Source organism: Ancylobacter sp. GW821-FHT10E12, assembly GCF_058809335.1.
The window spans coordinates 1-26,449 of record NZ_JBXASN010000004.1; the positions used below are offsets into that span (position 1 = coordinate 1).

24 protein-coding genes are annotated in these 26,449 nt (G+C 66.6%); 15 read left to right on the plus strand and 9 right to left on the minus strand.

The window, feature by feature from the left end; genetic code table 11:
• The first annotated feature begins 231 nt into the window (after positions 1-231).
• A complete protein-coding gene (ku, locus tag AC1RU4_RS06020) occupies positions 232-1,110 on the plus strand; it encodes a non-homologous end joining protein Ku (RefSeq protein WP_492890132.1) in 879 nt (292 codons plus the stop codon).
• A gap of 7 nt (positions 1,111-1,117) precedes the next feature.
• Positions 1,118-3,676: a DNA ligase D gene (gene ligD, locus AC1RU4_RS06025; RefSeq protein WP_492890133.1), complete on the plus strand. Its 2,559-nt coding sequence runs from the start codon at positions 1,118-1,120 to the stop codon at positions 3,674-3,676.
• On the opposite strand, the gene ku (AC1RU4_RS06030) is transcribed toward ligD, so the two are convergent.
• The 7 genes from ku (AC1RU4_RS06030) to AC1RU4_RS06060 form a co-directional block, all read right to left on the minus strand.
• Positions 3,673-4,479, minus strand: coding sequence for a non-homologous end joining protein Ku (gene ku / locus AC1RU4_RS06030; RefSeq protein WP_492890134.1), 807 nt, complete (start codon positions 4,477-4,479; stop codon positions 3,673-3,675). The two genes, ligD and ku (AC1RU4_RS06030), sit on opposite strands and share 4 nt — an antisense overlap.
• A gap of 119 nt (positions 4,480-4,598) precedes the next feature.
• The gene (locus AC1RU4_RS06035) at positions 4,599-5,639 is read right to left on the minus strand and encodes an ABC transporter ATP-binding protein (RefSeq protein ID WP_492890135.1); all 1,041 of its coding nucleotides are present in this window, start codon (positions 5,637-5,639) and stop codon (positions 4,599-4,601) included.
• Positions 5,636-7,168 (minus strand): ABC transporter permease, encoded by a 1,533-nt coding sequence (locus AC1RU4_RS06040; protein WP_492890136.1) that lies wholly within the window; start codon positions 7,166-7,168, stop codon positions 5,636-5,638. The genes AC1RU4_RS06035 and AC1RU4_RS06040 overlap by 4 nt, the downstream gene beginning before the upstream one ends.
• Positions 7,169-7,314: 146 nt before the next feature.
• Positions 7,315-8,337: an iron ABC transporter substrate-binding protein gene (locus tag AC1RU4_RS06045; protein WP_492890137.1), complete on the minus strand. Its 1,023-nt coding sequence runs from the start codon at positions 8,335-8,337 to the stop codon at positions 7,315-7,317.
• Between the two features lie 249 nt (positions 8,338-8,586).
• The gene (locus AC1RU4_RS06050) at positions 8,587-10,020 is read right to left on the minus strand and encodes an amidase (protein WP_492890138.1); all 1,434 of its coding nucleotides are present in this window, start codon (positions 10,018-10,020) and stop codon (positions 8,587-8,589) included.
• Between the two features lie 201 nt (positions 10,021-10,221).
• Positions 10,222-11,280, minus strand: coding sequence for an NAD(P)-dependent alcohol dehydrogenase (locus AC1RU4_RS06055; RefSeq protein WP_492890139.1), 1,059 nt, complete (start codon positions 11,278-11,280; stop codon positions 10,222-10,224).
• A 70-nt stretch (positions 11,281-11,350) separates the two neighbouring features.
• On the minus strand, positions 11,351-11,749 hold the full coding sequence (locus tag AC1RU4_RS06060) for a (R)-mandelonitrile lyase (RefSeq protein WP_492890140.1): 399 nt from the start codon (positions 11,747-11,749) through the stop codon (positions 11,351-11,353).
• A gap of 337 nt (positions 11,750-12,086) precedes the next feature.
• Here AC1RU4_RS06060 and AC1RU4_RS06065 point away from each other — a divergent pair, with 337 nt between their 5' ends.
• From AC1RU4_RS06065 to AC1RU4_RS06075, 3 genes are all read left to right on the plus strand, one after another.
• The gene (locus AC1RU4_RS06065) at positions 12,087-12,668 is read left to right on the plus strand and encodes a class I SAM-dependent methyltransferase (RefSeq protein WP_492890141.1); all 582 of its coding nucleotides are present in this window, start codon (positions 12,087-12,089) and stop codon (positions 12,666-12,668) included.
• Positions 12,669-12,812: 144 nt separating this feature from the next.
• Entirely contained in the window at positions 12,813-14,741 is a 1,929-nt protein-coding gene (locus tag AC1RU4_RS06070) for a glycosyltransferase family 2 protein (RefSeq protein ID WP_492890142.1), read from the plus strand.
• Between the two features lie 630 nt (positions 14,742-15,371).
• Positions 15,372-16,055, plus strand: a complete 684-nt coding sequence (locus AC1RU4_RS06075) for an outer membrane protein (RefSeq protein ID WP_492890143.1) — start codon at positions 15,372-15,374, stop codon at positions 16,053-16,055.
• 261 nt (positions 16,056-16,316) lie between these two features.
• Here the strand turns inward: AC1RU4_RS06075 and AC1RU4_RS06080 are convergent, their stop codons facing one another.
• On the minus strand, positions 16,317-17,030 hold the full coding sequence (locus tag AC1RU4_RS06080; RefSeq protein ID WP_492890144.1) for a FadR/GntR family transcriptional regulator: 714 nt from the start codon (positions 17,028-17,030) through the stop codon (positions 16,317-16,319).
• Positions 17,031-17,202: 172 nt separating this feature from the next.
• Between AC1RU4_RS06080 and AC1RU4_RS06085 the strand changes: the two genes are divergently transcribed.
• From AC1RU4_RS06085 to AC1RU4_RS06130, 10 genes are all read left to right on the plus strand, one after another.
• Complete coding sequence (locus AC1RU4_RS06085) at positions 17,203-18,222, plus strand: ABC transporter substrate-binding protein (protein ID WP_492890145.1); 1,020 nt, start codon at positions 17,203-17,205, stop codon at positions 18,220-18,222.
• A gap of 10 nt (positions 18,223-18,232) precedes the next feature.
• On the plus strand, positions 18,233-19,060 hold the full coding sequence (locus tag AC1RU4_RS06090) for an ABC transporter permease (RefSeq protein ID WP_492890146.1): 828 nt from the start codon (positions 18,233-18,235) through the stop codon (positions 19,058-19,060).
• 3 nt (positions 19,061-19,063) lie between these two features.
• Positions 19,064-19,867 (plus strand): ABC transporter ATP-binding protein, encoded by an 804-nt coding sequence (locus AC1RU4_RS06095; protein WP_492890147.1) that lies wholly within the window; start codon positions 19,064-19,066, stop codon positions 19,865-19,867.
• 14 nt (positions 19,868-19,881) lie between these two features.
• Entirely contained in the window at positions 19,882-20,634 is a 753-nt protein-coding gene (locus AC1RU4_RS06100; protein ID WP_492890148.1) for an ABC transporter permease, read from the plus strand.
• Positions 20,634-21,338, plus strand: coding sequence for a fumarylacetoacetate hydrolase family protein (locus AC1RU4_RS06105; protein WP_492890149.1), 705 nt, complete (start codon positions 20,634-20,636; stop codon positions 21,336-21,338). The genes AC1RU4_RS06100 and AC1RU4_RS06105 overlap by 1 nt, the downstream gene beginning before the upstream one ends.
• Positions 21,339-21,638: 300 nt before the next feature.
• Positions 21,639-22,820, plus strand: a complete 1,182-nt coding sequence (ssuD, locus tag AC1RU4_RS06110; protein ID WP_492890150.1) for an FMNH2-dependent alkanesulfonate monooxygenase — start codon at positions 21,639-21,641, stop codon at positions 22,818-22,820.
• Positions 22,817-23,380, plus strand: a complete 564-nt coding sequence (locus AC1RU4_RS06115) for an NAD(P)H-dependent oxidoreductase (RefSeq protein ID WP_492890151.1) — start codon at positions 22,817-22,819, stop codon at positions 23,378-23,380. The genes ssuD and AC1RU4_RS06115 overlap by 4 nt, the downstream gene beginning before the upstream one ends.
• A gap of 160 nt (positions 23,381-23,540) precedes the next feature.
• Positions 23,541-24,536 (plus strand): ABC transporter substrate-binding protein, encoded by a 996-nt coding sequence (locus tag AC1RU4_RS06120; RefSeq protein ID WP_492890152.1) that lies wholly within the window; start codon positions 23,541-23,543, stop codon positions 24,534-24,536.
• Between the two features lie 4 nt (positions 24,537-24,540).
• Positions 24,541-25,353: an ABC transporter ATP-binding protein gene (locus AC1RU4_RS06125; protein WP_492890153.1), complete on the plus strand. Its 813-nt coding sequence runs from the start codon at positions 24,541-24,543 to the stop codon at positions 25,351-25,353.
• Positions 25,350-26,195 (plus strand): ABC transporter permease, encoded by an 846-nt coding sequence (locus AC1RU4_RS06130; RefSeq protein WP_492890154.1) that lies wholly within the window; start codon positions 25,350-25,352, stop codon positions 26,193-26,195. The genes AC1RU4_RS06125 and AC1RU4_RS06130 overlap by 4 nt, the downstream gene beginning before the upstream one ends.
• A 6-nt stretch (positions 26,196-26,201) precedes the next feature.
• Here the strand turns inward: AC1RU4_RS06130 and AC1RU4_RS06135 are convergent, their stop codons facing one another.
• Complete coding sequence (locus AC1RU4_RS06135) at positions 26,202-26,432, minus strand: hypothetical protein (protein WP_492890155.1); 231 nt, start codon at positions 26,430-26,432, stop codon at positions 26,202-26,204.
• Positions 26,433-26,449 lie beyond the last annotated feature (17 nt).

Consider the following 26,449-nt stretch of genomic DNA (forward strand, 5'->3'; position numbering starts at 1 on the left):
GGGCGGCCTGGGACCATTCGGCGCTGGTGAAGGCGCTGGAGATGCTCGCAAACCACACCGTCGCTCCCGATGCGTGAGGAGGGCGCGGGATAGCGGTTGGCAGGGCAGCGTGGGGCGATGTTCGCATGACGTCGCCCCGCTGCCAGACCGGAAGGACCCGAAAACACCTGTTCCCTATGGTGCCGGAACGCCTGCAGCCGTCGAACGTTGACGGCCGTGTGGAGGATGGCCATGGCACCGCGGGCGGTTTGGAAAGGCTATCTGCGGATCGACCGGCTGATCTGCCCGGTGGCGCTGTTCACCGCCGTGTCGACCTCCGATCGCGTGAGCTTCCACACCCTTAATCGCAAGACCGGCAATCGCCTGAACCGCCAGTTCGTCGACGCCGGAACGGGGGAGGAGGTGCCCCGCGACGAGCAGGTCAAAGGCTATGAGATCGCGCCGGACGATTATGTCGTCTTCGAACCGGAGGAGATCGCCGCCGCGGTGCCGGAGGGCGACAAGACGCTGGCGGTGAACGCCTTCATACCCTGCGCGGGGATCGACGACCTCTATTTCGACCGTTCCTACTACCTCGCCCCCGACGGGCCGGAGGCGGTGGACACCTGCGCACTGATCGGGGAGGGGTTGCGCCGGCGGAACGTCGCGGCACTCGCTCAGGCGGTGTTGTTCCGCCGCGCCCGCTCGCTGCTGGTGCGGGCCGTGGAAGGCGGACTGACCGCGACCTTGCTCAATTTCGACTACGAGGTGGGCCCGGCGGACGAGGCTTTCGACGGCATCAAGCCGATGCGCATCGACAAGGAAATGCTGGATCTCGCCCGCCACATCATCGAGACCAAGAGCGGCCGCTTCGATCCGGCGGCCTTCGACGACCGCTACGAGGCGGCGGTGGTCGAACTGGTACGGGCCAAGGCCGCCGGCCGCAGCGTGAAGCCGCCCGAGGCGCGCAAGCCCGAGAAGGTGGCGAACCTGATGGAGGCGCTGCGCCGCAGTGCGGGCATGGACGCACCGACCAAGCCGCGAAAGGCGACCGGACGCAAGCCGCCGGCTCAGGGGAAGGAGCCGGCGGGTGCAGCGCCGGCGCGCAGATCGCCACGCAAGGCGGGGTGAGCGAGCCATGGCCCTCGATCTCTATCGGCGCAAGCGCAATTTCGACGCGACGCCGGAGCCGCGCGGGCGTGCCGCGCCGCGCGGCGGCCATGCCTATCTCATCCAGAAGCATGCCGCGCGGCGCCTGCACTACGATCTGCGGCTCGAACTGGACGGGGTTCTGAAGAGCTGGGCGGTGACGCGCGGCCCGAGCCTGGTGCCCGGCGAAAAGCGCCTCGCCGTCGAGGTGGAGGACCACCCGCTCGACTATGGAAGCTTCGAGGGCACCATCCCGAAAGGCGAATATGGCGGCGGCACCGTGCTTCTGTGGGACACCGGCAGCTGGGCGCCGATCGGCGATCCGCACAAGGGTTTTGCCAAAGGCCATCTCGAATTCGAGATCGACGGCGAGAAACTGCATGGTCGCTGGCATCTCGTGCGCATGCACAAGCGGTCGGGCGAAACCCGCAACAACTGGCTGCTGATCAAGGGCGAGGATGCCGCTGCCCGCGAACCCGGCGCGCCGGACATTCTGGAGGAGCGCCCGGAATCGGTGAAGACCGGGCGCGACATCGCGTCCATCGCCAGGGAAGCGCCGGGCTGGTCGTCCAAGGTGAGCCATGCGACGGCCGCTCCGCTCATCCCTCCAGCCAGGAAGGCTCCCGCCAAGACCACTTCCCCCAAGACCACTTCCGCGAAATCCCCTCGGCCCGGTCGTCGCGCGGCCGTCGTGCAATTGCCGGACTTCGTGCCGCCGGCGCTCGCCACTCTCGTCCCCAAGGCACCGACCGGCAGCGCCTGGGTGCATGAGATCAAGTTCGACGGCTACCGCCTGCAAGCGCGGATCGAGAAGGGCGACGTCCGGCTGCTCACCCGCAGCGGACTCGACTGGACCGCGCGCTTCGGGCCGGATCTCGTCGCGGCACTGGCGGCGCTGCCGGTCGGGACAGCGCTGGTCGACGGCGAGGCGGTGGTGGAGGCCGGCTCCGGCGCCTCCAGCTTCGCCGCGCTCCAGGCCGACCTGTCGGAGGGGCGCAACGACCGGATGCGGTTCTATGCCTTCGACCTGATCCATCTCGACGGACGCGACCTGACCGGGGAGCCGCTGATCGCCCGCAAGGCGACCTTGCAGAAATTGCTGGCCGGAAGCCGCGATCCGCTGCGCTTCAGCGAACATTTCGCGGAGGACGGCGCCATCATGCTGCGCCATGCCTGCCGCCTCAGCCTCGAAGGACTGGTGTCGAAGCGGCGCGACGGCCGCTACCGATCCGGCCGCTCCCGCGATTGGCTGAAGTCCAAATGCTCGCATCGGCAGGAATTCGTGATCGGTGGCTACGTGCCCTCCAGTATTGCCTCCCACGCGATCGGCTCGCTGGTGCTCGGCGTGTTCGAAAATGGCGCCCTTCGCCATGTCGGGCGGGTCGGCACCGGTTTTTCTTCCCGCGCCGCCGCCGATCTGTTCGACACCATCGAGCCGCTCGCGCGCAAGAGCAGCCCCTTTGGCGAACCGCTATCGGCCGAGGCACGCCGCGGCGTCCGCTTTGTCGAGCCCTCGCTGGTGGCCGAAGTCGAGTTTCGCGGCTGGACCGGCGATCATAATCTGCGCCACGCCTCCTATCGCGGCTTGCGCGAGGACAAGCCGGCGGCGGAAGTGGTGCGGGAAGAGGTTGGGCGCACAGGAGATGCCGACATGAACGCTGCGCGCCCGTCCACCTCCGCGGTGACGCTCACGCATCCCGATCGTCTCTACTGGCCGGAGGATGGCGTCACGAAGCAGGGCCTCGCCGACTACTATGCGCAGGTCTGGCCCTTCATCGCCCCGTTCGTCGTCGCCCGGCCGCTGGCGCTGCTGCGTTGCCCCGACGGAATCGGCGAGGCCTGCTTCTTCCAGAAGCATGCCTGGCGCGGCATCAACAAGGCGATCAGGCTGGTGCCCGATCCCAAGGACAAGGGCGGCGAGCCGCTGCTCACCATCGGCGATCTCGACGGGCTGATCGCGCTCGTCCAGGCCGGCACGCTGGAAATTCATCCCTGGGGAGTGCCGCTCGCCGGGTTGGAAAAGCCGGACATGCTGATCTTCGACCTCGATCCGGGCGAGGCGGTCGGATGGAGGCAGGTGATCGAGGCCGCGCGCTCGGTGCGGGACTATCTGCAGCAGGACGGGCTTGCCGCCTTCGTGAAGACCTCGGGCGGCAAGGGATTGCATGTGGTGGCGCCGCTGGTCCCCAAGGCGGGATGGCCGGCCGCCAAGGCCTATGCGAAGTCGCTTGCGGCGCGAATGGCGGCGGACGATCCCGACCGCTTCATTGCCGTCGCGACCAAGGCGAAACGCAAGGGGCGGATCTTCATCGACTATCTGCGCAACGCCCGCGGCGCGACGGCGGTCGCTCCCTATTCCACCCGCGCGCGGCCGGGCGCGGCCGTGTCCATGCCGATCGCCTGGGAGGAACTCGACGATCTGGCGAGCGCCGCCCAATTCACCATCGACAATGCGCCGGCTCGGCTCGCCAATCTCGAGGCTGATCCCTGGGAGGGTTTTCGCGCGGCGGCGCTGCCCCTGCCGGCGGCGAAACGGGAAAAGATCTAGCGCTTCGCCTTCTTCTCGGCCGCCAGGCTGCGTTTGAGCGCCTCGGTGATGCTGATGACGTTGTCCCCCACAGGCTCGGGCACATGCGGCTTCGCCGCCTTTGCCGACGGCCGCCTGCGCTTGCGGGCGGCAATCAGCTTGCGCAGGTTCTCCTGCACCGGATCGCGCACCATCGAGAGATCCCAGTCGCGGGTGCGCTGTTCGATCAGCGAGGTCATCAGCTTCAGCGAGACCGGATCAGGTTTTTCCGCCGCCCGGTCGCCGAAAGCGTCCTGCGCCGGCCGGACCTCGTCGCCATAATGCAGCGTCCACAGCACGATGCCACGCGCGCGCGGCTCCAGCATCACCGCGCGCTCGCGCCGATAGAGCACCAGCCGGGCGACGCCATTCATCCCGGTCGCCACCATCGCCTCGCGGATGACCGCGAACGCTTCGGCACCGACCGTATCGGCGGGCACGAGGAAGTGCGGCTTGTCGTACCAGATGGAGGCGATGGATTCCTTCGGTACGAACATGTCGATATCGATGGTACGGGTGCTCTCCAGCGCCACGGCGTCGAGTTCGTCGTCCTCAAGCAGCACGTTGCGGCCGGGCTCGATCTCGTAGCCCTTCACCTCGTCCTGCTCGCGCACCGCGCGTCCGGTCCCGGTGTCGACATAGCGCGCCTCGACGCGATTGCCGGTGGCACGGTTGAGCGTGTGGAAGCTGATTTTCCCGGCTTCACTGGTTGCCGGCGCCATGGTGACCGGGCAGGTCACCAGCGACAGCTTGAGATAGCCCTTCCAGAAGCTACGCCGTGCCATCCGTCTGGCTCCCAGCCGGTCTCGTTCGGTCCGTGCAGCGTCAACGGCTCACCCCGCTCCGCGTTCCATCGGTCCCGCCGTCGCATGGCCAGAACGCCGCACGGAGCGAACCACATCCGCTAGCGGGCGCCGAACACATGCGCCGCACCGGCGATATCGAGCCGGACGCGGTCGCCCGGCTCGGGCAGCGCCACGCTGGAGGTCTTGACCAGGATCGGTGGCAGCGCCACCCCTTCCAGCACCACCGCGACCGTGCAGGTCGCGCCGCTGAACTCCACCTCGACGACCCGGCCGGGGCAGGGGAGGTCGCCCTCGTCCTTGACCACGCGGATCTGCTCCGGCCTCAGCATGATCTCCACGCGCCCGTGATGATCGGCGGCGACCGCCACCCGGCCCAAGGCGCAATCGGCCATGCCGTTGCGGGCGACGGCGGGCAGCAGCACGGCATCGCCGAGGAACAGCGCGGTCTCCCGGTCCCGCGGGTGCAGATAAAGCATTCGCGGCGTGCCGGCCTGAACGAGCCGCCCCTCGCGCAGTACCGCGACCTGGTCGGCGAAGGACAGCGCCTCGGCCTGGTCGTGGGTGACCAGAATGGCCGTGATGCCGGCCGCCTGCAGCACCCGCGCCACCGCCTTGCGCATGTTTTCGCGCAACCCGGTGTCGAGCGCCGAAAACGGCTCGTCGAGCAATATCAGCCGCGGCTTGCGGCCGAGCGCCCGCGCCAGCGCCACCCGTTGCTGCTGGCCGCCCGAAAGCTGGTGCGGCCGGCGGTCGAGCATGCCCCGATCGAGCTCCACCATGTCGAGGAGGTCGAGCACCTGCCGCTCGCGGTCCGGGGCGCCGCGCGCGATGCCGAAGCCGATGTTTTCGGCGACGCTCAGATGCGGAAACAGCGCCCCGTCCTGCGCCACGATGCCGATGCCGCGCTTATGGGCCGGCATCGCCGCCTGCCCCTCGGCCATCACCTCGCCGTCGAGGACGATCCGGCCTTCGTCGGGTGCCTCGAATCCGGCGACGAGGCGCAGCAGCGTGGACTTTCCCGAGCCGGAAGGGCCGACCACGGCGGTGCGTCCGCCGGCCGCGACCCGCAGCGACACCCGGTCGAGCGCGGTCGCACGGCCGTAGCGCTTGCCGAGGCCATCGATGGTGAGCAGCGTCATTGGCCTGCCGTCCGTTTCGACTGGGCGTGGAGCAGGAGGGTGAGCGGCAGCGACAGCACCACCATCATCACCGCGTAGGGCGCGGCGGCGACGTAGTCGATCTCGCTGGTCAGCGACCAGAAGCGGGTCGCCAGCGTGTCGACCCCGTTGGGCGCCAGCATCAGGGTGGCGGTGAGTTCGTTGGTGATGCCGAGCGCAACCAGCGCGAGGCTCGCCGCCACGCCGGGCGCCGCCAGCCGCGCCGTAACCTGGCGCACCGCCTGGGCCGGCGTGCGGCCGAGCGCCATGGCGGCGCGTTCCAGCTCCACCGGCGCCTGGGCGATGCTGGCATGCAGGCCAACCATGGCGCGCGGCAGGAACAGCAGCACATAGGCGGCGAGCAGCGTGGCGAAGGTCTGGTAGAGCGGCAGCAGATACCGCACGGTGAGGCTCACCAGCGCCAGCGCCACCACCACGCCGGGCAGCGACCCGACATAGTAATGGCAGGCCTCGAGGACCCGCTGGAGCCGCCCCGGCGCCCGCACCGACAGCCAGGCCATCGGCGCGGCGGCGAGTGTGGCGAGCGCACCCCCGGCGAGTGCCAGCGCCACCGTCTCGACAAAGGCGCTGCCGACGGCCTCAAAGCGCCAGATTGCGGTGCCGCCGAGCAGGAGCCAGCGGGTAAGCGTCACCAGCGGCACGCCGAGCGCCACCGCCGCGACGAGCGCCGGCAGGATCAGCACCGGCAGGCGCCACCGGCCGAGCCGCCGCCGCGGCGCCGGTCGCGCCGACCCGGCTCCCACGCGCGCATAGCGCTCGCCACCCCTGATCAGCACCTCGATGCCGATGAGCAGCACGCAGCAGGCGATGAGAACGCCGCCCAGCATATTGGCGGCCGGGCTGTTATAGGCGGACTGAAACTGGTCGACGATGGCGGTGGCGAAGGTGTCGAACCGGATCATCACATAGAGTCCGTATTCGGACAGCAGGTGCAAGCCGACGAGCAGCGAGCCGCCGCAGATCGCCAGCCGCAGCTGCGGCAGCACCGCGCGGAAGAACACCAGCCACGGATTGAGGCCGAGCGATGCGGCGGCATCCTCGATTGCCGGATCGAGCCGGCGCAGCGTCGCCGCCACCGGCAGATAAAGGAACGGGTAGTAGGCGATCACCGAGACGAAGGCGGCGCTCGATAGCCCGCGCATGCCGGGCACGAGGCCGATCCAGGCATAGGAATGGACGAAGGCCGGCACCGCCAGCGGCGCCACCGCCAGCCAGGCCCACAGCCGTGCGAAAGGCAGGTCGGTGCGCTCGGTCAGCCAGGCCAGCATCACTGCCACCACGATCGCGATCGGAATGCTGGTGGCCTCGAGCAGGAACGTATTGATCAGCAGTTCGCCGACTCGTGGACGGAACACCAGTTCCCGCACCGTGGCCCAGCCCACCTCATAGGTGGTGGCGACGATGAAGCCGAGCGGCACCAGGCTGGCGAGCGCGACCAGCGCCGCGGCAGCATATACCGCCGCATGCGGCAGGCGCCGCGCGCGGCGCATCGCTCCGCCCGCCGGAACCAGGGCGCCGGCGGCAGGTAGGGAAGCAACTAATCCGTCGTCCTGCCGCAAGGCCGATGCCCATCGGATGGGGAGGGGAAAGGCCGCCGCGCGTCGTCGGCGCAGCGGCCACGGGGACCGGGCCGGGCTCAGATCAGCCCGGCGGCGATCATCAGCTCGGTGACCTTGCGGCTGTTGAGCGTCGAGGGGTCGACCACCGGAGCCTGCAACCCGGCGAGCGGGGCCAGCTTGGGATTGGACGCGGCGTCCTTGCCCGCGGCGTACTCGTAGGAGGTGCCGGTCTTCAGAATGTCCTGTCCCGTCTTGCCGGTCACGAAGGCGAGGAAAGCCTGCGCCTCCTTCGGATGGATGCTGGACTTCAGCACGCCGCCGCCGGAGATGCTCACGAACGCGCCGGGATCCTGATGGCGGAAATAATGCAGCGCGACGTTCCTGCTGTTCTCGCCGGTCTTCGCCTGATCGCCGAACCAGTAATAATGATAGATGACGGCGCCATCGATCTCGCCGGCGTTCACCGCCATCATGGCGACGCTGTTGCCCTTGTAAGGCGTGGCGTTTTCCTTCAGCGCCTTCAGCCATCTGGCGGTTTCCGCCTCGCCCTTCAGCTCCAGCATGGCGCTGACGATCGCCTGGAAATCGGCGCCGGCGGGGGCAGCGCCCCAGCGTCCCTTCCAGGCCGGGTCGGCGAGGTCGAGGATCGACTTCGGCAGCTTGTCCTCGCCGAGCTTGGTCTTGTCGTAGGCGAAGACGGTCGAGCGCGCGGCGATGCCCACCCACATGCCGTCGGACGGCCGGAATGCCGCCGGCACCTGGTCCAGCGTCGCCTTGTCGACCGGGGCGAACATGCCCGCCCGGTCCACCAGCATCATCGCCGGCGAGTTCTCGGTCAGAAATATATCGGCCGGCGAGGCCGCGCCTTCCTGGATGATCTGATTGGCGAGCTGCATGTCGCTGCCCTGGCGCAGGGTGACCGGGATGCCGGTCGCCTCGGTGAAGGCGTCGATCCACTCGCGGCCGAGACTCTCGTGCTGGGCGTTGTAGACGACGATCCCTTCGGCCTCCGCGGCCGTGGCAGGCTTGGCGGCGAGCGTCGCTGCGCTGAACAGCGCGGCCGTCACGAAAACCGTCAAACGTTGAAACGAAACTCTCATGCGCCCTCCAGTGACGATATCGACAGAGGTTGTCCCGGCGCGGAGGGCTATAGTATTCTGGTCTGCTGTTTTCAATATTTACGTCGACGACGATACCCTGAAGAACGATTATGTGAAGATAATTGGAATTCCTCTAAACAATGAATATTCAAGATCCTGCGTTTCGCTAGACGCTGCCATTCAATACTTACGATAGGGAAGATGTCGATTTTCCCCGCCGTCGCATGGCCTCGCCGGCGGATCGCCCGTTCACGCCAGGACCGGCCGAATGTCGGCCAGGCCGGGCGGGCGCTTCTGCGGCCATTGGGTCGCCCGGTGGTATTGCTCCCCGATGGCCAGCACCTTCGCGTCACCTCCGGCCGAGCCGATGAGCTGCATGCCCATCGGCAGGCCTCGGGAGCCGAATCCGCAGGGGACGGCGAGCGCCGGCAGGCCGATCAGGCTCACCGGCACCACCACCTCCATCCAGCGGTGATAGGTGTCCATGGTGCGGCCGTTGATCTGCCGCGGCCAGCGCCATTCGGCGGGAAACGGCCAGACCTGTGCCGACGGCATTACCAACAGGTCGTAGCGGCGGAACAGTGCCGACGCCGTCGCATACCAGCGCGAACGCAGCACGCTCGCCTCATAAACCTGTGCGGCGGTGACCGTCTGTCCGAACTCGATCTCCCAGAGGGTTTCCGGCTTCAGCGCCGCGCGCTTGACGGGATCGACCCAGAGGCTGCCCTTGGATCCGGCGTTGAGGAAGCCCCGCAGATGGATCCATGCCTGCCACAATTGTTCCGCCGGAAAGGGCGGCGCAACGGGTTCCACCACCGCCCCCATATCCGCGAGCACCGCCAGCCCGGCTTCGCAGAGATCGAAGATTTCCGGCTCGCACGCATAGGCGCCGCCCCAGTCGCCCAGCCAGCCGATGCGCCGGCCGCTCATGTCGATGTCGAGCCGGTCGGCGAAGCTGGCGCCCGGCCGGCCGAACGGCACCTCGGGATTTTCACCCGCCATGACTTCGAGAAGCCGCGCGAGATCCTCGACGGTCCGCGCCATCGGCCCGTCGGTCGCCAGGGTGGCCAGAAACGTGTCGCCGTCGGCGTCGCCCGGCACCAGGCCCCAGCTGGGACGGAAGCCATAGACGTTGCAGAACGCGGCGGGGTTGCGCAGGCTGCCCATCATGTCGGACCCGTCGGCGACCGGCACGAGGCGGGCGGCGAGCGCGGCCGCCGCGCCGCCCGACGAGCCGCCGGCGGTGAACGCCGGGTCATAGGGGTTGCGCGTCGCCCCGAACACCGGATTGAAGCTGTGGCTGCCGTGCCCCCATTCGGGAGTGTTGGTCTTGCCGGTAAAGATCGCCCCTGCGGCGCGCAGACGCGCGGCGATGAGATCGTCGCGGTCGGGCACATGGTCGCGATAGAGCGGCGAACCGAAGGTCGTGCGCAGGTCCCGGACGGCGACGAGGTCCTTCACCGCCAGCGGCAGCCCATGCAGCCACCCGCGCGAGGGTTCATTGTCCATCGCAAGCGCTTCGGCCATCAGGTCCGCGGGATCACGACTGGAAACGATGGCGTTCACCACCGCGTTTGCGACCGGGAGACGCTGCAGATAGTCGGCCATGATGTCGGAGGGCTTCACCGCGCGCGTCGCGACCAGATGCGACAGCTCCGTCGCCGTCAAATCCATCAATGACAAGGGGTTGCTCCCGGTCGATAGGGAAGGGGACGCCGTCCGAGTCGGCGCCGGGAGACTATCATGCGGGCGGGGTCCGCGCTGGATGAGGGCTTGAGCGCACAATGCGTCCCGGCTCACCAGTCGCCACGCGGTAGCGCTATCCCGCGCAATTCATGGACGGGGCCGCGCCGCCTGAGGCGCGGCCCTCGATTGCGGCCGAGGTCAGGCCGCCGCCGGCACCGGCAGCGAGGCCATGTCGATCACGAAGCGGTAGCGCACATCCGCGCGCTCCAGCCGCTCGAAGGCCTCGTTGATCTGGTCCATGCGGATCATCTCGACATCCGGCAGCACGCCCTTCTTCGCGCAGAAATTCAGCATTTCCTGCGTCTCGGCGATGCCGCCGATGGGGGAGGCGGCAATGCGGCGACGGCCGAACAGCATCGGGATGGTGTTGATTTCGGCCAGCGGGCCGAGCTGGCCGACCAGGACCAGCGTGCCGTCAATGTCGAGCAGCGGGATATAGGGATTGATGTCGTGCTTCACCGGCACGGTGTCGATGATCAGATCGAAGCCGCTCGCCGCCTGCGCCATCGCCGCCTCGTCGCTGGAGACCAGCAACCGGTCGGCACCGAGCGCCAGCGCGTCGGCTTCCTTGTCCTTAGTGCGGCTGAGCGCCGTGACTTCCGCCCCCATCGCCGCCGCCAGCTTCACCGCCATGTGCCCGAGCCCGCCCAGGCCGATCACGCCGACGCGGCTGCCCGGGCCGACATTCCAGGTACGCAGCGGCGAATAGGTGGTGATGCCGGCGCAGAGCAGCGGCGCCGCCTTGGCGATGTCCAGCCCGTCCGGCAGGCGCAGGGTGAATTCCTCGCGCACCACCAGATGCTTGGAATAGCCGCCATAGGTCGGTTCGCAGGTGATGCGGTCGCGGTCGTTATAGGTCTGGGTCATCACGTTGCGGCAGAGCTGCTCCTGGTTCCGGCGGCACTGGTCGCATTCCTGGCAGGAATCGACCATGCAGCCGACCGCCACCGCGTCGCCGGGCTTGTAGTTCTTCACCGCGTCGCCGACCGCGACGACGCGCCCGACGATCTCGTGGCCGGGCACGACCGGATAGGTCGAGAAGCCCCAGTCGTTGCGGGCCTGATGAAGGTCGGAATGGCAGACGCCGCAATAAAGCACCTCCATGGCGACGTCGTTGGGCCGCAGCGCCCGCCGCTCGAAATCGAAGGGCGCGAGGCGCGCGTCGGGGCCTTGGGCGGCATAGCCGATGGTCTTCATGCGGATGTTCCTTGCAGGATTGAGGAGGCGTCGGCCTCCCCGAATAAGGTGGTCGCGGCGGGCCCCCGCTTCAGGGCGTCGTGCCGGCATATTGATCGTCGGTGACCTGCTCCAGCCAGTCGACCACCCGGCCGTCCTGCATCTCGGCGATGGCAATATGCGTCATCGCGCAATCGGGCGCGGCGCCGTGCCAGTGCTTCTCGCCGGGCGGGAACCAGACGATGTCGCCGGGCCGGATCTCTTCGACCGGGCCGCCCTCGCGCTGCGCGCGGCCGAAGCCGGAGGTGACGAGCAGGGTCTGGCCGAGGGGATGGGTGTGCCAGGCCGTGCGCGCGCCGGGCTCGAAAGTCACCGTCGCGCCGCCGAGTTGGCCACTGCCGCTGAACGGAGCGTCGATGCGCACCGCGCCGGTGAAATAGTCCGCCGGGCCTTTCTTCGACGGCTGCGAGCCGCTTCGTCTGATGTCCATGGTCATCCTGGCAGGAGATCGACGACGCGAAGCGCCGAGTATGGGGCGCACTTTAGGCGGGAAGCCGTCGCGGGATTAGTCACTGTATATTGCACGCAGTCATATCCGGAATTCATGAATGTGCCGCGAAGAGGGGGGCCGATCTCGATGCCTTCCCGATGGTGGCGCACCATGTCCCATCCCCGACATAACCGCTGCCATCGAGATGCATTATCTCTGCGGCAGGCTCTCGACGAGATCGGTTGCTTTTGGCAAGGATGGAGGTGCCGGAGGCAAGGAGTGCGAAATGTCCGAGAGCGGCTATGGATCCGGGGAGTACTGGCGGCGTCGAAGCGATATGATCTATTATCAGCATATCGATTTCATCATGCGTTCCGTTGCTGCCGATGCCCGGACGATGCTCGACGTCGGCACCGGAAATTGCCAATATCTTGAATGGTTCGACTGGATTGCCCGGCGTGTGTCGGTGGACATCCGCGTTCCCTATAAGTCGGCGAATGTGCGCGCCGTGAAAGGCGACATCCACAACATCGATTTCGGCGAGATCTTCGACGTCGTCACCTGCCTGCAGGTGCTCGAACATGTGCCGGATGCCGGCTCCTTCGGCCGGCGCCTGCTCGAACTCGGCCGGCGGGTCATCATCTCCGTGCCCTATAATTGGCCGGCGCATCCCCCGGTGACCGGCCATGTCCACGATCCGGTGGACTATGAGAAGCTGACGGGATGGATGGGCCGGGAGGCGAACTATCACGACGTGGTGCGCGAACCGTTTGCCGGGAGGTGCGGATCGCGGCTCATCGCGATCTATGACGCGGATCCCGCGTGCCGGTTCGGCAAGGCGGACATCGAGCGACGGCGGATGCGCATGTCGGACAAGGGCAAGAGCCTCCCGTTCCAGCCGAAATCGCCGGCGGTGTGAGGGCACAGACCGCATCTCGCCGCGGACGCGACCGGCGGATCGACAAGAAAATGGCTTGGATTCAATAAATTGAGCATAATCACCTCGGCCGGAGCGCTTCGATCCGGCCGAGGTGATCAGTTCCAGCATTGCGGACGGACGATTTTGGCCGAGCCTGTTTCGATCGAATTCCTGCCCGCCTACATCCGGCCGCTGCTTGCCGGTTTCGGCAAATTCCGCAGCTTCCTGCACGATATCGAATTCCCTGGGCTCGCCGCCTACCCGGTCTTCGTGGTGCGAGCCGATCCGGCCAATCTCATCGCCACCTATATGTCGGCGAGTTCGGATCGGGGGCTCGCGTCCTGGCTCACCGACCAGATCGTGGCGGTCCATACCAGCGAGAAATTCGCACGCCACGCCGCCGAATGGCGCAGCCAGGCGCAGGATCGGCGTATTCCCCAGCTGCGTCATATTCTGCCGCCGATGCCCGAGCCCGCCGAGCTGCGGGCGGACGTGCAAAGGGAGCTCGGGGCGGCATTGCAGGTGGTGCCCCACGCGCAGGTCGACGCGCTGCTGCGCTACGTGCTGCGGAGCGGCCTGTTCACCGAAGCGATGGCCGGCCAGTCTTTGACCGATTGGCTGGAGGACTTCTTCCACACACAGCGGCCAGCGGCCATGCGCATGCTGGAATGGCTGGACACGCCCGACGACATCGGGTCCGAGCGCCAGCTGCTGCTGGAATGCGCCGTGCGGCACTATCTCCAGGCCCGCTACTTCGAACGCGCCTATGATCTTGTCTCGCGGGCCGCGACGCGCAGGCGATCCAGTCAGGACATGGACCCGCGCCTCCTCGAGGACCTCTGGTATTCGGCCTTCCGGCTCGGCCGCCGGGAGGAAGCCCGCCAGTGGCTCGACGAATGGACGCGGACACGGCCCCTGCACAAGGGACCGCTGGTGAACAAGGCGATCGTCGCCGCCTATGACGACAAGGAAGCGGCCTGCCTCCTGCTGGAACGCAGCAGCGCCCTCACCGGGCGTTCAACGGTTCCGGGCCAGGTCCTCTATGCCGAATATAATCTCAGCCTGGGGCGCGTGCATCAGGCGGAACTCGCCATGCGCCAGGCCTTCGAGGTTGCCGAGACCCCGGAACAGCCCATTCCAGACAATTATTTCGTCGCGTTGCACAACATTCTCACCGTGCGTGGCGAGAAAACGACGATCCTGCGCGACCTGTTCCGCCGCTCGAACATGAACCTGTCATGGGACATTTTCGGCATCGATACGGTAACCGACCACACCGTGGATGCGGAAGCGCCGCCGGCGCGCGTGGCCGTGGTGATGACCGCCTATAATGCGGCCGCCCATCTTGCGCGCGCCATCGAGGGGGTCTTGTCGCAAAGCGCCGATGGCGTGCGGCTCATCGTGGTCGACGATGGCTCGCAGGACGACACGGCGGCGATCTGCGCGCCGCTGGTGGCGGCAGGGCGGCTCACCTATCTCCAAACTCCTCGTAACGTCGGCACCTATGCCGCCAAGAATCTCGGCATCCGCAACGCGCTGGAGACCGGCTGCGACTATGTTGCGCTATGCGATTCCGACGATTTCTGGCTGCGCGCGCATGTTGCCCACCACCTGCGCGCCATGCATGGCCGGCCGGAGATCAAGTGCACCACCTCGCAATGGCTGCGGGTACGGTCGGATTCGACCGTCGAATGCGGCCTGCGGGGGCGCTATGTCGAAAATTGCCCGCACTCGACCTTCTTTTCCGCCGATGTCTTCGACAAGGTGGGCTTCTTCGATCCCGTGCGCTTCGGTGCCGATCGCGAGTTCCAGCAGCGGGTCCGGCTGCATTTCGGCTCGATGTCGAGCGCGTCGATCAACGCCGTGCTGACGCTCGGCCGGCGGCATGGGCTTTCGCTCACCCAGTCCGGCGCCGGCGCCATATCCGAGTTCAGCGAATCGCCGGTGCGCATCGCCTATTGGAAGGCGTGGAACGACTGGCACGATTCCGAGCTCGCCGCCGGCCGCATGCCGCGAACCGATGGCAGCCTGGATGCTCGCCCCTTTCCGGTGCCGGACGAAATGTTGCCCTGAGCGCGATGCCTGGACGGCGCCGTCCGTCGCCGGGAGCCGAAGGCGCCGTCGGTCGGCTGTCAACGTCGCGGGCGAGCGGCGAATACGACCCTATTACTGGCAAAGCCGCGCTTCCGTGGAGCATTTGCGGCGGGATGGCTATTCCGGCCGAACCAATTATGTGGAGAGCCCGGATTTCCGTTCGGGAATACAGAAAAACGGGAATAGTTCTCTGATTATTCTATAATGATTTGATGATATTTCCTGTATAGATACCAATACGTTATTGTGTCACCCTCCGTAATTCGTCCGGCAAATGAACGCATGCGTGCCGGATAGTCGTCGGATAGCTGTGAGGGAGTGACTTGCTGGCGAATGCTTGCCTGCGGATTCCGAGGCCACGAATGGAGATAGCCTTGGCATGATGGGGTGCGCGCGTACCATTATCCAGCCATGCCAAGGGTTTCACCCGCCCCGCCCGACACGGCAGAGCCGCCGAAAACACATCTCCGCTGTTGCATATTTATCACTTCATTAACCTTTATATTGAAGCATTATACCAGCACAACCCATTACCCATTCTCGTTGAGTTTTCGCGCGATATTCGCTGTCATCAATCTTTCGACCTCGGGGGTCTCGGCTATGAAGAGCATGTTCCTTTCGGCCGTCAGCCTTTTAGCCCTGGCCTGCCCGGCCCTGGCTGCTGACATGGCGACCAAGTATCCGGTGAAGGCGCCCGTCGTGGTGGTGCCGGAATTCTCCTGGACCGGCTTCTACATCGGCGCCAACATGGGCGGCGCGTGGTCTGACGGCTCCGGCTCGGCGACCATCCTGCCCTACGGCACCGGCATGGTCAGCGGCAGCGGCAGCGGCTTCATCTATGGCGGCCAGCTCGGCTACAACTACCAGGTCGGCTCCTGGGTGTTCGGTGTCGAAACCGATATCCAGGGCTTCGCCGGCAGCGGCAACACCGGTGGCATTGCCGGGTCGACCTGGTATGGCGATGGCAGCGACGTGGATTATTTCGGCACCATCCGCGGCCGCGTCGGCTACGCCTGGGATCGCGTCCTGGTCTACGGCACCGCGGGCGGCGCCTATGGCAAGAGCTCCATCGACGGCGTCATCGGCACCACCTCCTATGACGTCTCCTCGACCTATTGGACCTGGACGGTCGGCGCCGGCGCGGAATACGCCTTCGCCGACAATTGGACCGTGAAGGGCGAATATCTTTACATGGGCACGCCGGACTCGGTGCCGGAAATTCCCGGTACTGTCGACATGTCCGGCCACATCAACACCAATGTCGCCCGTATCGGCGTGAACTATAAGTTCTGATCCCGGGCCGCCGGCCCGCTCCTTCCGCCGCAGGCGGCAGGCCCCTTTATGGGAGCTCCTGGGCGGCGGTCAAGGATTTGGGCGTCCTGATTTCAACGATGGCGCGTGTCGGTCCGATGGCTCGGAACCGACACGCGCCATTCTGGTTTCATAGGCTTGGCGGCCGCGGCGGACATCCGGGCCTCTTGTGAATGCGTGACGGCCGACGCCGTGCTGCATCGCAACCAATGCGGCCATTGCGCGGAGTCGGCGAAGTCGGCTTCAGCCCTCTTCGGCGGCACGCATCTGCTTCTCCAGAAGCTTGCGCTCGACGGTGCGCAGATGCGCGCGCATGGCATTGGCGGCGCCGGCCATGTCGCGATGCTCGATCGCGTCGACGATCGCCTCATGCTCCTTGAAGCTGTGATGGTCCGGCGAGGGCTTGAGCGGGGAGGCGCGCAGCCGCCCCCAGGTAACGGCGCGGCGCACCGCGTTGAGCGTGTCGAACAGCCCGAGCAGCAGGCCGTTCTGCGTCGCCTCCGCGATGGTGCGGTGCAGCCGCGTGTCCCAGCCCTCATATTGCCGCCAGCTCTCCGCCTGCCGCGAGCGCGACAGGCACAGCCGCATCTCGGAGATCGCCGCCGGCGTGGCGGTGAAGGCGGCGGCGCGGGCGATTTCCGGCTCGATGACAAGGCGGGCGCGCATCACCTCCGCCGGGTTCGAGCGCCGTGCCAGCGCCGCGATGTCGGCGAAAGTATCGAGCGGCCGGCTGCCCATGAAGGTGCCCTTGCCGACATGCCGCCAGATCTGGCCTTCGGATTCGAGCACGTCCAGCGCCTTGCGCAGCTCAGTGCGCGAAACGCCGAGCGCCGTCGACAGCTCCCGTTCCGGCGGCAGGCGCCCGTCATCCGGCAGGTCGCTCTGGGCGAGAAAGGCCCGGAGCTGGGTGACGGTGCTCTTTTGCGTGTGCGGATCGCTTTCGATGAGGCTGTCCATACATTTCAACCAAGTGTGGAATTGGTTCAATCTATGGAACGGCAAAAGCGGCCGGTCAAGCCAATGTGAGCTTGACGCTTCGGAAGGCTCAATGTAAACCAAATCATAATTGGTTTCACACCTCGCGGTGAATTCAGCAGTGGGCAAACCACTCGATCCAAGGGAGTCCGAAATGCTCGACATGCTTGCCTTTCGCATAAGATCACTTAGCCGATCCGCATTCCCCGCCGGCGCGGTTGCGCTGGTCGGGGCTGCCGCACTGGCCTTTGCCGCACCGGCCGAGGCCAAGGTGCGCGTCGCCTATGGCGACATCGCCAGCGTCGAGAACCTGCATCTGCTCGCCGCCTTCGAGCTCGCCAAGCAGAAGGGCGTCGAGATCGAGATGACCTACCTGAAGTCCGAGGACATCGCCGCCCAGGCGGTTGTCAGCGGACAGGCCGATATCGGTGTCGGCGGACCCTATGCGCTGATCCAGAAGGTGAAGGTGCCGGTGCGCCTCTTCCTCCAGCTCTCGACGCTGCGCTTCTATCCGGCGGTGAACGCCGAATTCTACAAGAGCTGGAAGGACCTCGACGGCCAGGAAGTGGCGGTGCATTCGCGCGGCTCGGGCACCGAGGCCATCATGAAGCTGATGGAGCAGAAGCAGGGGATCAAGTTCTCCAAGATCAGCTACATCCCCGGCTCGGAAGTGCGCACCGGCGCGCTGCTGCAGGGCAACGTGAAGGCGACCATCGTCGATTCCAACGGTCGCCGGTTGCTGCAGGCCAAGGCGCCCGGCAAGTTCATCATCCTGCCGCTCGACGGCGTGAACGCCACCGACGAGGCGCTGTTCGCCCGACAGGACTTCCTCGACAAGAACCCTAGGGAGGTCGACGTCATCGTCGAGTCGATCCTCTCTATCTGGCGTGACGTCACCGAGCGGCCTGCCGTGGTCGCCGAATGGCGGGCCAAGTACAACCTGCTGCCCGACCTTCCGGCCGATCAGGTCGCCGAGATCACGCCCTATTTCACCGAGCTGGCGCAAGGCAAGGCGTTCCCGCTCAATGGCGGCGGCATGGCCGCGACCAAGGACGATTTCGCCTTCTACACCCTGTCCGGCCAGCTTCAGGGCGAGCCGGCCAGCCTGAAGGTCGAGGATTTCTGGGCGATGGAGCCGCTGAACCGCGCGCTCGGCAAGCTCGGCACCAATTGAGGGCGGCCGGATGGCAGCTCCCGCGCAGGCGAACGGCTCTCCAAGGGCCGTTCACACCTCCGAGCCGGCGATATTGCGCCGGCTCCTGGAGAACCGCCCGGCCGTATGGCGCATCGCCTCCATCGGCCTGTTCTTCCTCATCTGGGAAATCGCCGGCCGCATTCCGATCAGCTTCGCCTTCCCGACCTTCCTCGAGACCTTCGGTGCGCTCATCCGCATGACGTTCGACGGTTCGCTGATCTCCGCCTATGGCTCGACGTTGCAGCCCTTGGTGATCGGCATCGCCATCTCGGCGGTGGTCGGCGTGGGGCTCGGCATCGTGATGGGCCTGTCGCGCTTCGCCGAATGGCTCATCGCGCCGGTGTTCATCGTCTTGCAGGCGGCGCCGATGGCGGCGCTGATCCCGCTGATCACCTTCGCCTATGGCATAGGCCTCGTCTCCAAGACGCTGGCGGTGGTGATGCTGTCACTGCCGGTAATCGCCCTCAACGGCTACAAGGCGGTGCGCAACACCAATCCGTCGCTCATCGACATGTGCCGCTCGTTCCAGGGCACCTGGTGGCAGCGCATCGTCAAGATCATCCTGCCGGACGCCTCGCCGGTGATCTTCGCCGGGCTACGGCTCGGCCTCGCCGCCGGCTTCATCGGGGTGATCCTCGCCGAATTGCTGATCACGCCCACCGGCATCGGCGATCTCATCACCTATCACCGCTCGGTCGCCGACTATCCCGAGATGTATGCCGCCGTCGTCTCCATCATCCTCGTCTCGACGCTGACGCTGTCCGCCCTGGAGGCCTTCGAGGTCCGGGTGCTGCGTCCCGAGAAGCGAAAGGGCTGAGCCATGCGCAACATAACGGCCGCGGCGACCACCGCCGTCGAAACCCCGTCGCCGGAAGCCGCCGTCGAGGTGCGCGGCATCTGCAAGATGTATGCGGAGATGGAGGCGCTGCGCTCCATCGACCTCGACTTTCCCGCCGGCAAGCTCACCACGCTGCTCGGCCCCTCCGGCTGCGGCAAGACCACGCTGCTCAAGATCATCGCCGGCCTCATTCCGGCGACCTCCGGCGAGGTGCGGGTAAACGGCGTGCCGGTCTCCGGTCCCGGCCCGGAGCGCGCCTTCGTGTTCCAGGATTTCGCGCTGATGCCGTGGGCTACGGTGATGCGCAACGTCGCCTTCGGGCTTGAGTTGAAAGGCATGGGCAAGGCCGAGCGCCAGGCGATCGCCCGCAAATATATCGGCGAGGTCGGGCTCTCCGGCTTCGAGGACAAATACCCCCACGAACTCTCCGGCGGCATGCGCCAGCGTGTCGGCCTCGCCCGTGCCTTCGCGGTGAATGCCGATGTGCTGCTGCTCGACGAGCCGTTCTCGGCGGTGGACGAGCAGAACCGCCGCAAGTTCCAGGAGGACCTGCTCCGCCTTGTGGCTCTGGAGAACAAGACCTTCATCTTCGTCACCCACTCGATCGAGGAGGCGGTCTATGTGTCGGACCGCATCGTCATCCTGTCGCGCCGCCCTGGTCGGGTGGCGCAGATCATCGAGCCGGAGATCGACCGCTCGGCGAGCCCCGACGCCATCCGCCGCGACCGAGGCTATCTCGATACGGTCGAGGAGATCTGGCAGGGCCTGAAGCGCTACGTGGACTAGGGGAGGGGGATGGCATGACTCTCTATGGATATCGCGTGCCGATGATGGCCTCGCTGCTGGCGTGGTGCGTCGTCTGGGAGATCATCGGGCAGATGGGAGTGTCGTTCCTCATCCCGCCGCTCTCCGACGTGCTGGTCGCCGCGGTGGCGCTGGTGCAGACCGGCACCTGGCAGGCGGCGGCGCTGACCACGCTGAACAGCTTCCTGATCGGCATGGCGCTGGCCATCGTCGCGGGCGTCGGGCTCGGGGTGCTGATGGGGCGTTTCGCCTTCGCCGACAACCTGTTCGGCGTCTGGGTGAACATCTTCGTCTCGGCGCCGCTCTCGGCACTGGTGCCGGTGCTGATGATCCTGTTCGGCATGGGCGAGACCACGGTGGTGGTCACCGTGTTCCTATTCGCCGTATGGATCATCGTGCTCGACACCCGCGCCGGCATCCAGGCGGTGCCGCGCTCGCTGGTGGAGATGGGCCGCAGCTACGGTGCCGGAGGCTTGAGGCTTTACACCAAGATCATCCTGCTCGCCGCCCTGCCGGAGATCCTCGCCGGCATCCGCCTCGGCGTGGTGCGCGGCGTGAAGGGCGTGGTCATCGGGCAGCTGCTCGTCTCCATCATAGGCTATGGCGAATTGTTCGAGCTGTACTCGCGCAATTTCGACATGGAAAACTTCTGGGCATTGACCATCATCCTGTTCGCTGCGGCCATGGGGATGTCGGCCCTGATTGAGAGCATCGAAAAACGCGTCGAATATTATGCAGGAGTCCGCTGATGAACGCGCCGCTTGACACTACCGCCTATGTCATCGTCCCGCCGGGCATTCCCACCCTTCCGGTGGCCGGCAGCGACAAGCTGTTCCCGATCCACCGCATCTACTGCGTCGGGCGCAACTACGCCGAGCATGCCATCGAGATGGGGCACGATCCCAACAAGGAACCGCCCTTCTTCTTCCAGAAGAACCCCGACAACGTCATCACCAGCGGCAGCTTCCCCTATCCCGATAAGTCGAGCGACGTGCACTACGAACTCGAAATGCTGGTCGCCATCGGCAAGGGCGGGGTGAACATCCCGCTCGACAAGGCGATGGAGCATGTGTGGGGCTATGGCGTCGGGCTCGACATGACCCGCCGCGACCTGCAGGGCGAGGCCAAGAAGCTCGGCCGTCCCTGGGAAGTGGGCAAGGCGTTCGAAGCCTCCGCCCCGTGCTCGGCGCTGGTGCCGGCCTCCACGATCGGCCATCCTACCGACGGCAAGGTATGGCTCAAGGTGAATGGCGACCTGCGCCAGAACGGCGACCTCAACCAGATGATCTGGAAGGTGCCGGAGATGATCTCCTATCTCTCCGGCCTGTTCACGCTGCAGCCGGGCGACATCATCATGTCCGGCACCCCGGCCGGCGTCGGCGCCATCGTGCGTGGTGACCGGCTGGAAGGCGGGGTCGACGGCGTCGGCACGCTCGACATCACCGTCGTCTGACATCGAATCCTTCTTCATGCCCGTCGGCCCCTCGTGGCCGGCGGGCTTTTTTGTCGTCCGGGCAAGGCGTTATACCGACGACCTCTGTGATTGGCGTTAATTTCCATAGAGTCTATAGAAAATATATTGACGTTCCATCGGTCCTGCGATCTTCTTGATGCTGAAACGCGGCTGCACGGACCGCGGCAGATGTGGGGAGCCGGAATGCAGTGGTCGTGTCGAAGCTGACGGTCGCCCGCGGAGACTGATGCCGTCCGCCACCGCCCCCCGTTCCAATCAAGCGATTTCGAGACTGCGCCCATGACTCTCGCAACACCTCCCCAGGATGCCAAAGACGGCCTCGACGTTCTCTGGTTCCTGCCGACTCATGGCGACGGCCGCTATCTCGGCACCGCCACCGGCGGCCGTGCGGTGACGATCGACTATCTGCGCCAGGTGGCGCAGGCGGCCGACAATCTCGGCTTCTACGGCGTGCTGATCCCCACCGGCAAAAGCTGCGAGGATTCCTGGATGGTCGCCTCGGCGCTGGCGCCGGCGACGAAGCGCCTGCGCTATCTGGTGGCGGTGCGCCCCGGCCTTGCCTCGCCGACGCTCTACGCCCGCATGACCGCGACCCTCGACCGCCTGTCCGAGGGGCGGCTCCTGATCAACATCGTCACCGGCGGCGACCCGGTGGAGAATGCCGGCGACGGCATCTTCCTCGACCACGACCAGCGCTACGAGGTGACGCGCGAGTTCCTCGACATTTACCGCCCGCTGCTCGCCAGCGAGCGCGTGACCTATGAAGGCAAGCACCTGAAGGTCGAGGATGCCGCTCTTCTGTTCCCGACAGTGCAGGCCGGCGGGCCGCCGCTCTATTTCGGCGGGTCCTCGGCGGCGGCGAACGATGTCGCGGCCGAGCATGTCGACGTCTACCTCACCTGGGGCGAGCCGCCGGCGGCGGTAAAGGCCAAGATCGAGGAGGTGCGGCGGCTGGCCGAGGCGCGCGGGCGCAAGGTGAAGTTCGGCATCCGCCTGCACGTCATCGTGCGCGAAACCAATGCCAAGGCCTGGGAGGCCGCCGACGAACTGATCAGCCATGTCGACGACGCCACCATCGAGGCGGCGCAGAGCGTGTTCTCCCGGCTCGACTCGGTCGGGCAGGCGCGGATGCGGGCGCTGCATGGCGGCCGGCGCGACAAGCTGGAGGTCAGTCCCAATCTGTGGGCCGGCGTCGGGCTGGTGCGCGGCGGTGCAGGCACCGCGCTGGTCGGCGACGGCCCGACGGTGGCGGCGCGCATCGAGGAATATGCCGAGCTCGGCATCGAGAGCTTCATCTTCTCCGGTTACCCGCACCTCGAAGAAGCCTACCGCGTCGCCGAGCTGGTGTTGCCGCGGCTCAGGCTCAATCACGGCCCGGTGATCTCGCCCGACCAACAGGCGCGCTTCGGCGAAGCGGTGGCGAACGATTATCGTCCGGCAAAGCAGGCGGCGCAGTCATGAGCAGCAAACTCAACGTCGTGGGAATCAGCGGCAGCCTGTCGGCGCCCTCGAAGACGCTGGCCCTGGTGCAGTTCGCCGCCGAGCGGCTTGGTCGCGAGCTCGACGCCACGGTGCGGGTCATCGACGTCGCCCGCCTGCCGCAGCTCGGCGCCATGCGCACGCGCGAGGCGGCGGGACGCGAGGAGGATGCCGCCTTCGCGGCGGTCGAGGCGGCAGACCTGCTGGTCGTCGGCTCGCCGGTCTACAAGGGCTCCTATACCGGCCTGTTCAAGCATTTCATCGACTTCGTCGATTACGGCGGACTGGTCGGCAAGCCGGTGGCGCTGCTGGCGACCGGCGGCAGCGAGCGCCATGCGCTGGTCATCGAGCACCAGTTGCGGCCGCTCTTCGCCTTCTTCCAGGCGCAGCCGCTCGGTACCGGCCTGTTCCTCACCGAACGGGACTGGTCCGGTACGGAACTGATCGGCGAGGCGACGGGCCGGCGCTTCGAGCGGCTGGTGCACGAGGCGGTGGGCGCGGTGCGCCATGCCGCGCATCGGCCGGCGATCGCGGCGGAGTGAGCGCCATGAAATCAACCCCGGCTCGTCACAGGGAGCGATGTAGGCCGGCGCGCTGACGGCGCGCCGCTGCTTCGCCAACCCGACCGCCCTGTTTTGTCGCTGCGCCGCGAGGAGGCCCTCGCGAAGAACGCCGATGCTCGATCTGAAGGACCTTCGATCCATGAAACGCTTTTTCCGGGCTGCGGCCCTTTCCCTCGCCGTGCTCGGCACCGCGGTCGGCTCCGCATCCGCCGAGGGACTGATCCGCATCTCCGAGCAATTCGGCACGCTCTACATTCCGTTCCACATCCTGCGCGACCAGAACCTCATCGAGAAGCACGGCAAGGAGCTCGGCCTGGACATCAAGGTCGAGTGGTTGAAGCTCTCGGGCGGCAATGCGGTGAACGACGCCCTGCTCTCGGGTTCGGTCGACATCGCCTCGGCCGGCATCGGGCCGTTCTTCACCGTGTGGGACCGCACCAAGGGCTCGGTGAAGATCGTCGGGGCGTTCGGGGCGACGCCGAACTACCTGCTGACCAACAAGCCGGATATCAAGAGCCTGAAGGATTTCGGGCCGAACGACCGCATCGCCACCCCGGCGGCCGGCGTCTCCGTGCAGGCGCGTACGCTGCAGATCGCCGCCGAGAAGGAGTTCGGCCCCGGCAACCAGGGCAAGCTCGATTCGCTCCAGGTGACGCTGCCGCATCCCGACGCCACCGCCGCGCTGCTCTCCGGCTCCACCGAGATCACCGGCCACCTCTCCAATTCGCCGTTCCAGGAACAGGCGCTGAAGGATCCCAAGATCCACAAGATCTGGTCGTCCTACGACGTGCTGGGTGGGCCGTTCACCCCGACCGTCGCCTACACGACGATCAAGTGGCGCGACGCCAACCCGAAGACCTATGAGGCGTTCTTCCGCGCCTTCAAGGAGGCGACGGAGATCGCCGCCAAGGACCACAAGCTGGCGGCGCAGACCTATGTGAAGATCGAGAAGTCGAAGCTCGACCCGGCCTTCGTGCAGCAGATCATCGACAACCCGGAGGTGCAGTTCACCCTCGTGCCGCTGAAGAGCGAAGCGTTCGGCGACTTCCTCTACCGCACCGGCGCCATCAAGACCCAGCCGGGCGGCTGGAAGAACTACACCTTCCCCGAATTGCACGACCAGTCGGGGAGCTGACCTCATGCTCGCACCGGCCAGCCAGACGGCGCTTGAGACGAAACCGGCCATGCCGCTCCTGGAGGCGCGCGGCCTGACGCTCGACTATGCGACGGAACGCGGGCCTGTACGGGCGGTCGACGCCGTCGACTTCACCATCGCCGAGGGCGAGCGGCTGGTGCTGCTCGGTCCCTCGGGATGCGGCAAGTCCTCGATCCTGAAGGCGATCGCGGGTTTTCTGCCCCCCAGTGCCGGAGCGCTCACGCTGCGGGGGAAGTCGATCAAGGGGCCGGGGCCGGACCGCATCGTGGTGTTCCAGGAATTCGACCAGTTGCTGCCCTGGAAGACCATTCTCGACAATGTCGCGTTTCCGCTGATCGTCGCCCGTCACAAGGGCAAGGAAGAGGCGCGGGAGATCGCGGCTGCGGCGCTGCGCCGGGTCGGGCTGGAGCGAGCGCTCGGCCAGTATCCGCACACGCTGTCCGGCGGCATGAAGCAGCGCGCGGCGATCGCGCGGGCCTTGGCGGCGAGCCCCGACATCCTGCTGATGGACGAACCCTTCGCCGCGCTCGATGCATTGACGCGCCTGCAGATGCAGCGCGACCTCATCGACATTGCGCGTGAGACCGGGCTGACGCTGCTCTTCGTCACCCATGACATCGACGAGGCGGTGCTGATCGGCACGAAACTGCATCTGCTCAGTGCCCATCCCGGACGCACCATCACCACGCTCGATACGTCGGCCTTCGACATGCGCGACCTCGGCACATCCGCCTTCGAGACGGTGAGCCGCAAGGTGCACGACACGCTGTTCGGCAAATCGGGAGCGCACGCATGACCGACATTCCCGTTTTCGATGCCGCTGCCGGCGAGGCGCCCGCGCACCGTTGGCGTGACGGGGCGCTTCGCCTCACGCGCACGCTCTGGTTCCGCCGCATCGTGGTGCTGGCCGTCCTCGCCATTGCCTGGGAACTGGCGGCGCGCTGGCAGAGCAACCCGATCATGCTGCCGAGCTTCCTCGAGGCGTTCACCGCCTTTCGGGAAGCCAGCCTGAACGAGGGCCTGCTGCTGGCGGCGGCCTCCTCGCTCACCGTGCTGATGAAAGGCTACGTGGCGGCGATCATCATCGCCACCATCATCGTCTCCATTGCCGCCACCAACGGATTCGTGCGCGACGCGCTACAGACGGTGGCGGCGATGCTGAACCCGCTGCCGGCCATCGCGCTGCTGCCGCTGGCGCTGCTGTGGTTCGGCCTCGGCGAGGCGAGCCTGCTGTTCGTGCTGATCAACGCCGTGATCTGGCCCTTCGCGCTGGCGGCGCTGCAGGGCTTCGAGGGCGTGCCGGAGACGCATCGGCTGGTCGGGCGCAATTACGGCCTCAGGGGACCCGCCTATGTGCGGCTGATCCTTATTCCCTCGGCACTGCCGGCACTGATCTCCGGCATGCGGGTAGGGTGGGCCTTCGCCTGGCGCACGCTGATCGCCGCCGAGCTGGTGTTCGGGGTGAGTTCGAGCTCCGGCGGGCTCGGCTGGTTCATCTTCAGGGCCCGCAACGAGCTCTATACCGACCGCGTGTTCGCCGGCCTCGCCACCGTCATCGTGATCGGCCTGCTGGTCGAGGCGGTGGCATTCCGCGGGCTGGAAAGCGCGACGGTGCGCCGCTGGGGCATGCTGCGCTGACGGTGCCTATCCGCCCGCCGGCACCGGCCGCGCATTGCCGGGAATGCGGCCGGGCGCCGGCTTCTCGGTCGCCTTGTCGTGGTCGCTCGGCACGGTGGGCTGCGGATGGGAAACCTCGTCCAGCGCCGGCTCCAGCGGATTGCCGGCCGGCGTCGGACGATCGTCGAGCACCGCATCGACATCGGCGGGATCGATGACGACCGGGTTCTGGTCGAGCTGTCGCGGGTCGCGCACCATGGCTTCCTCCTCGCGTC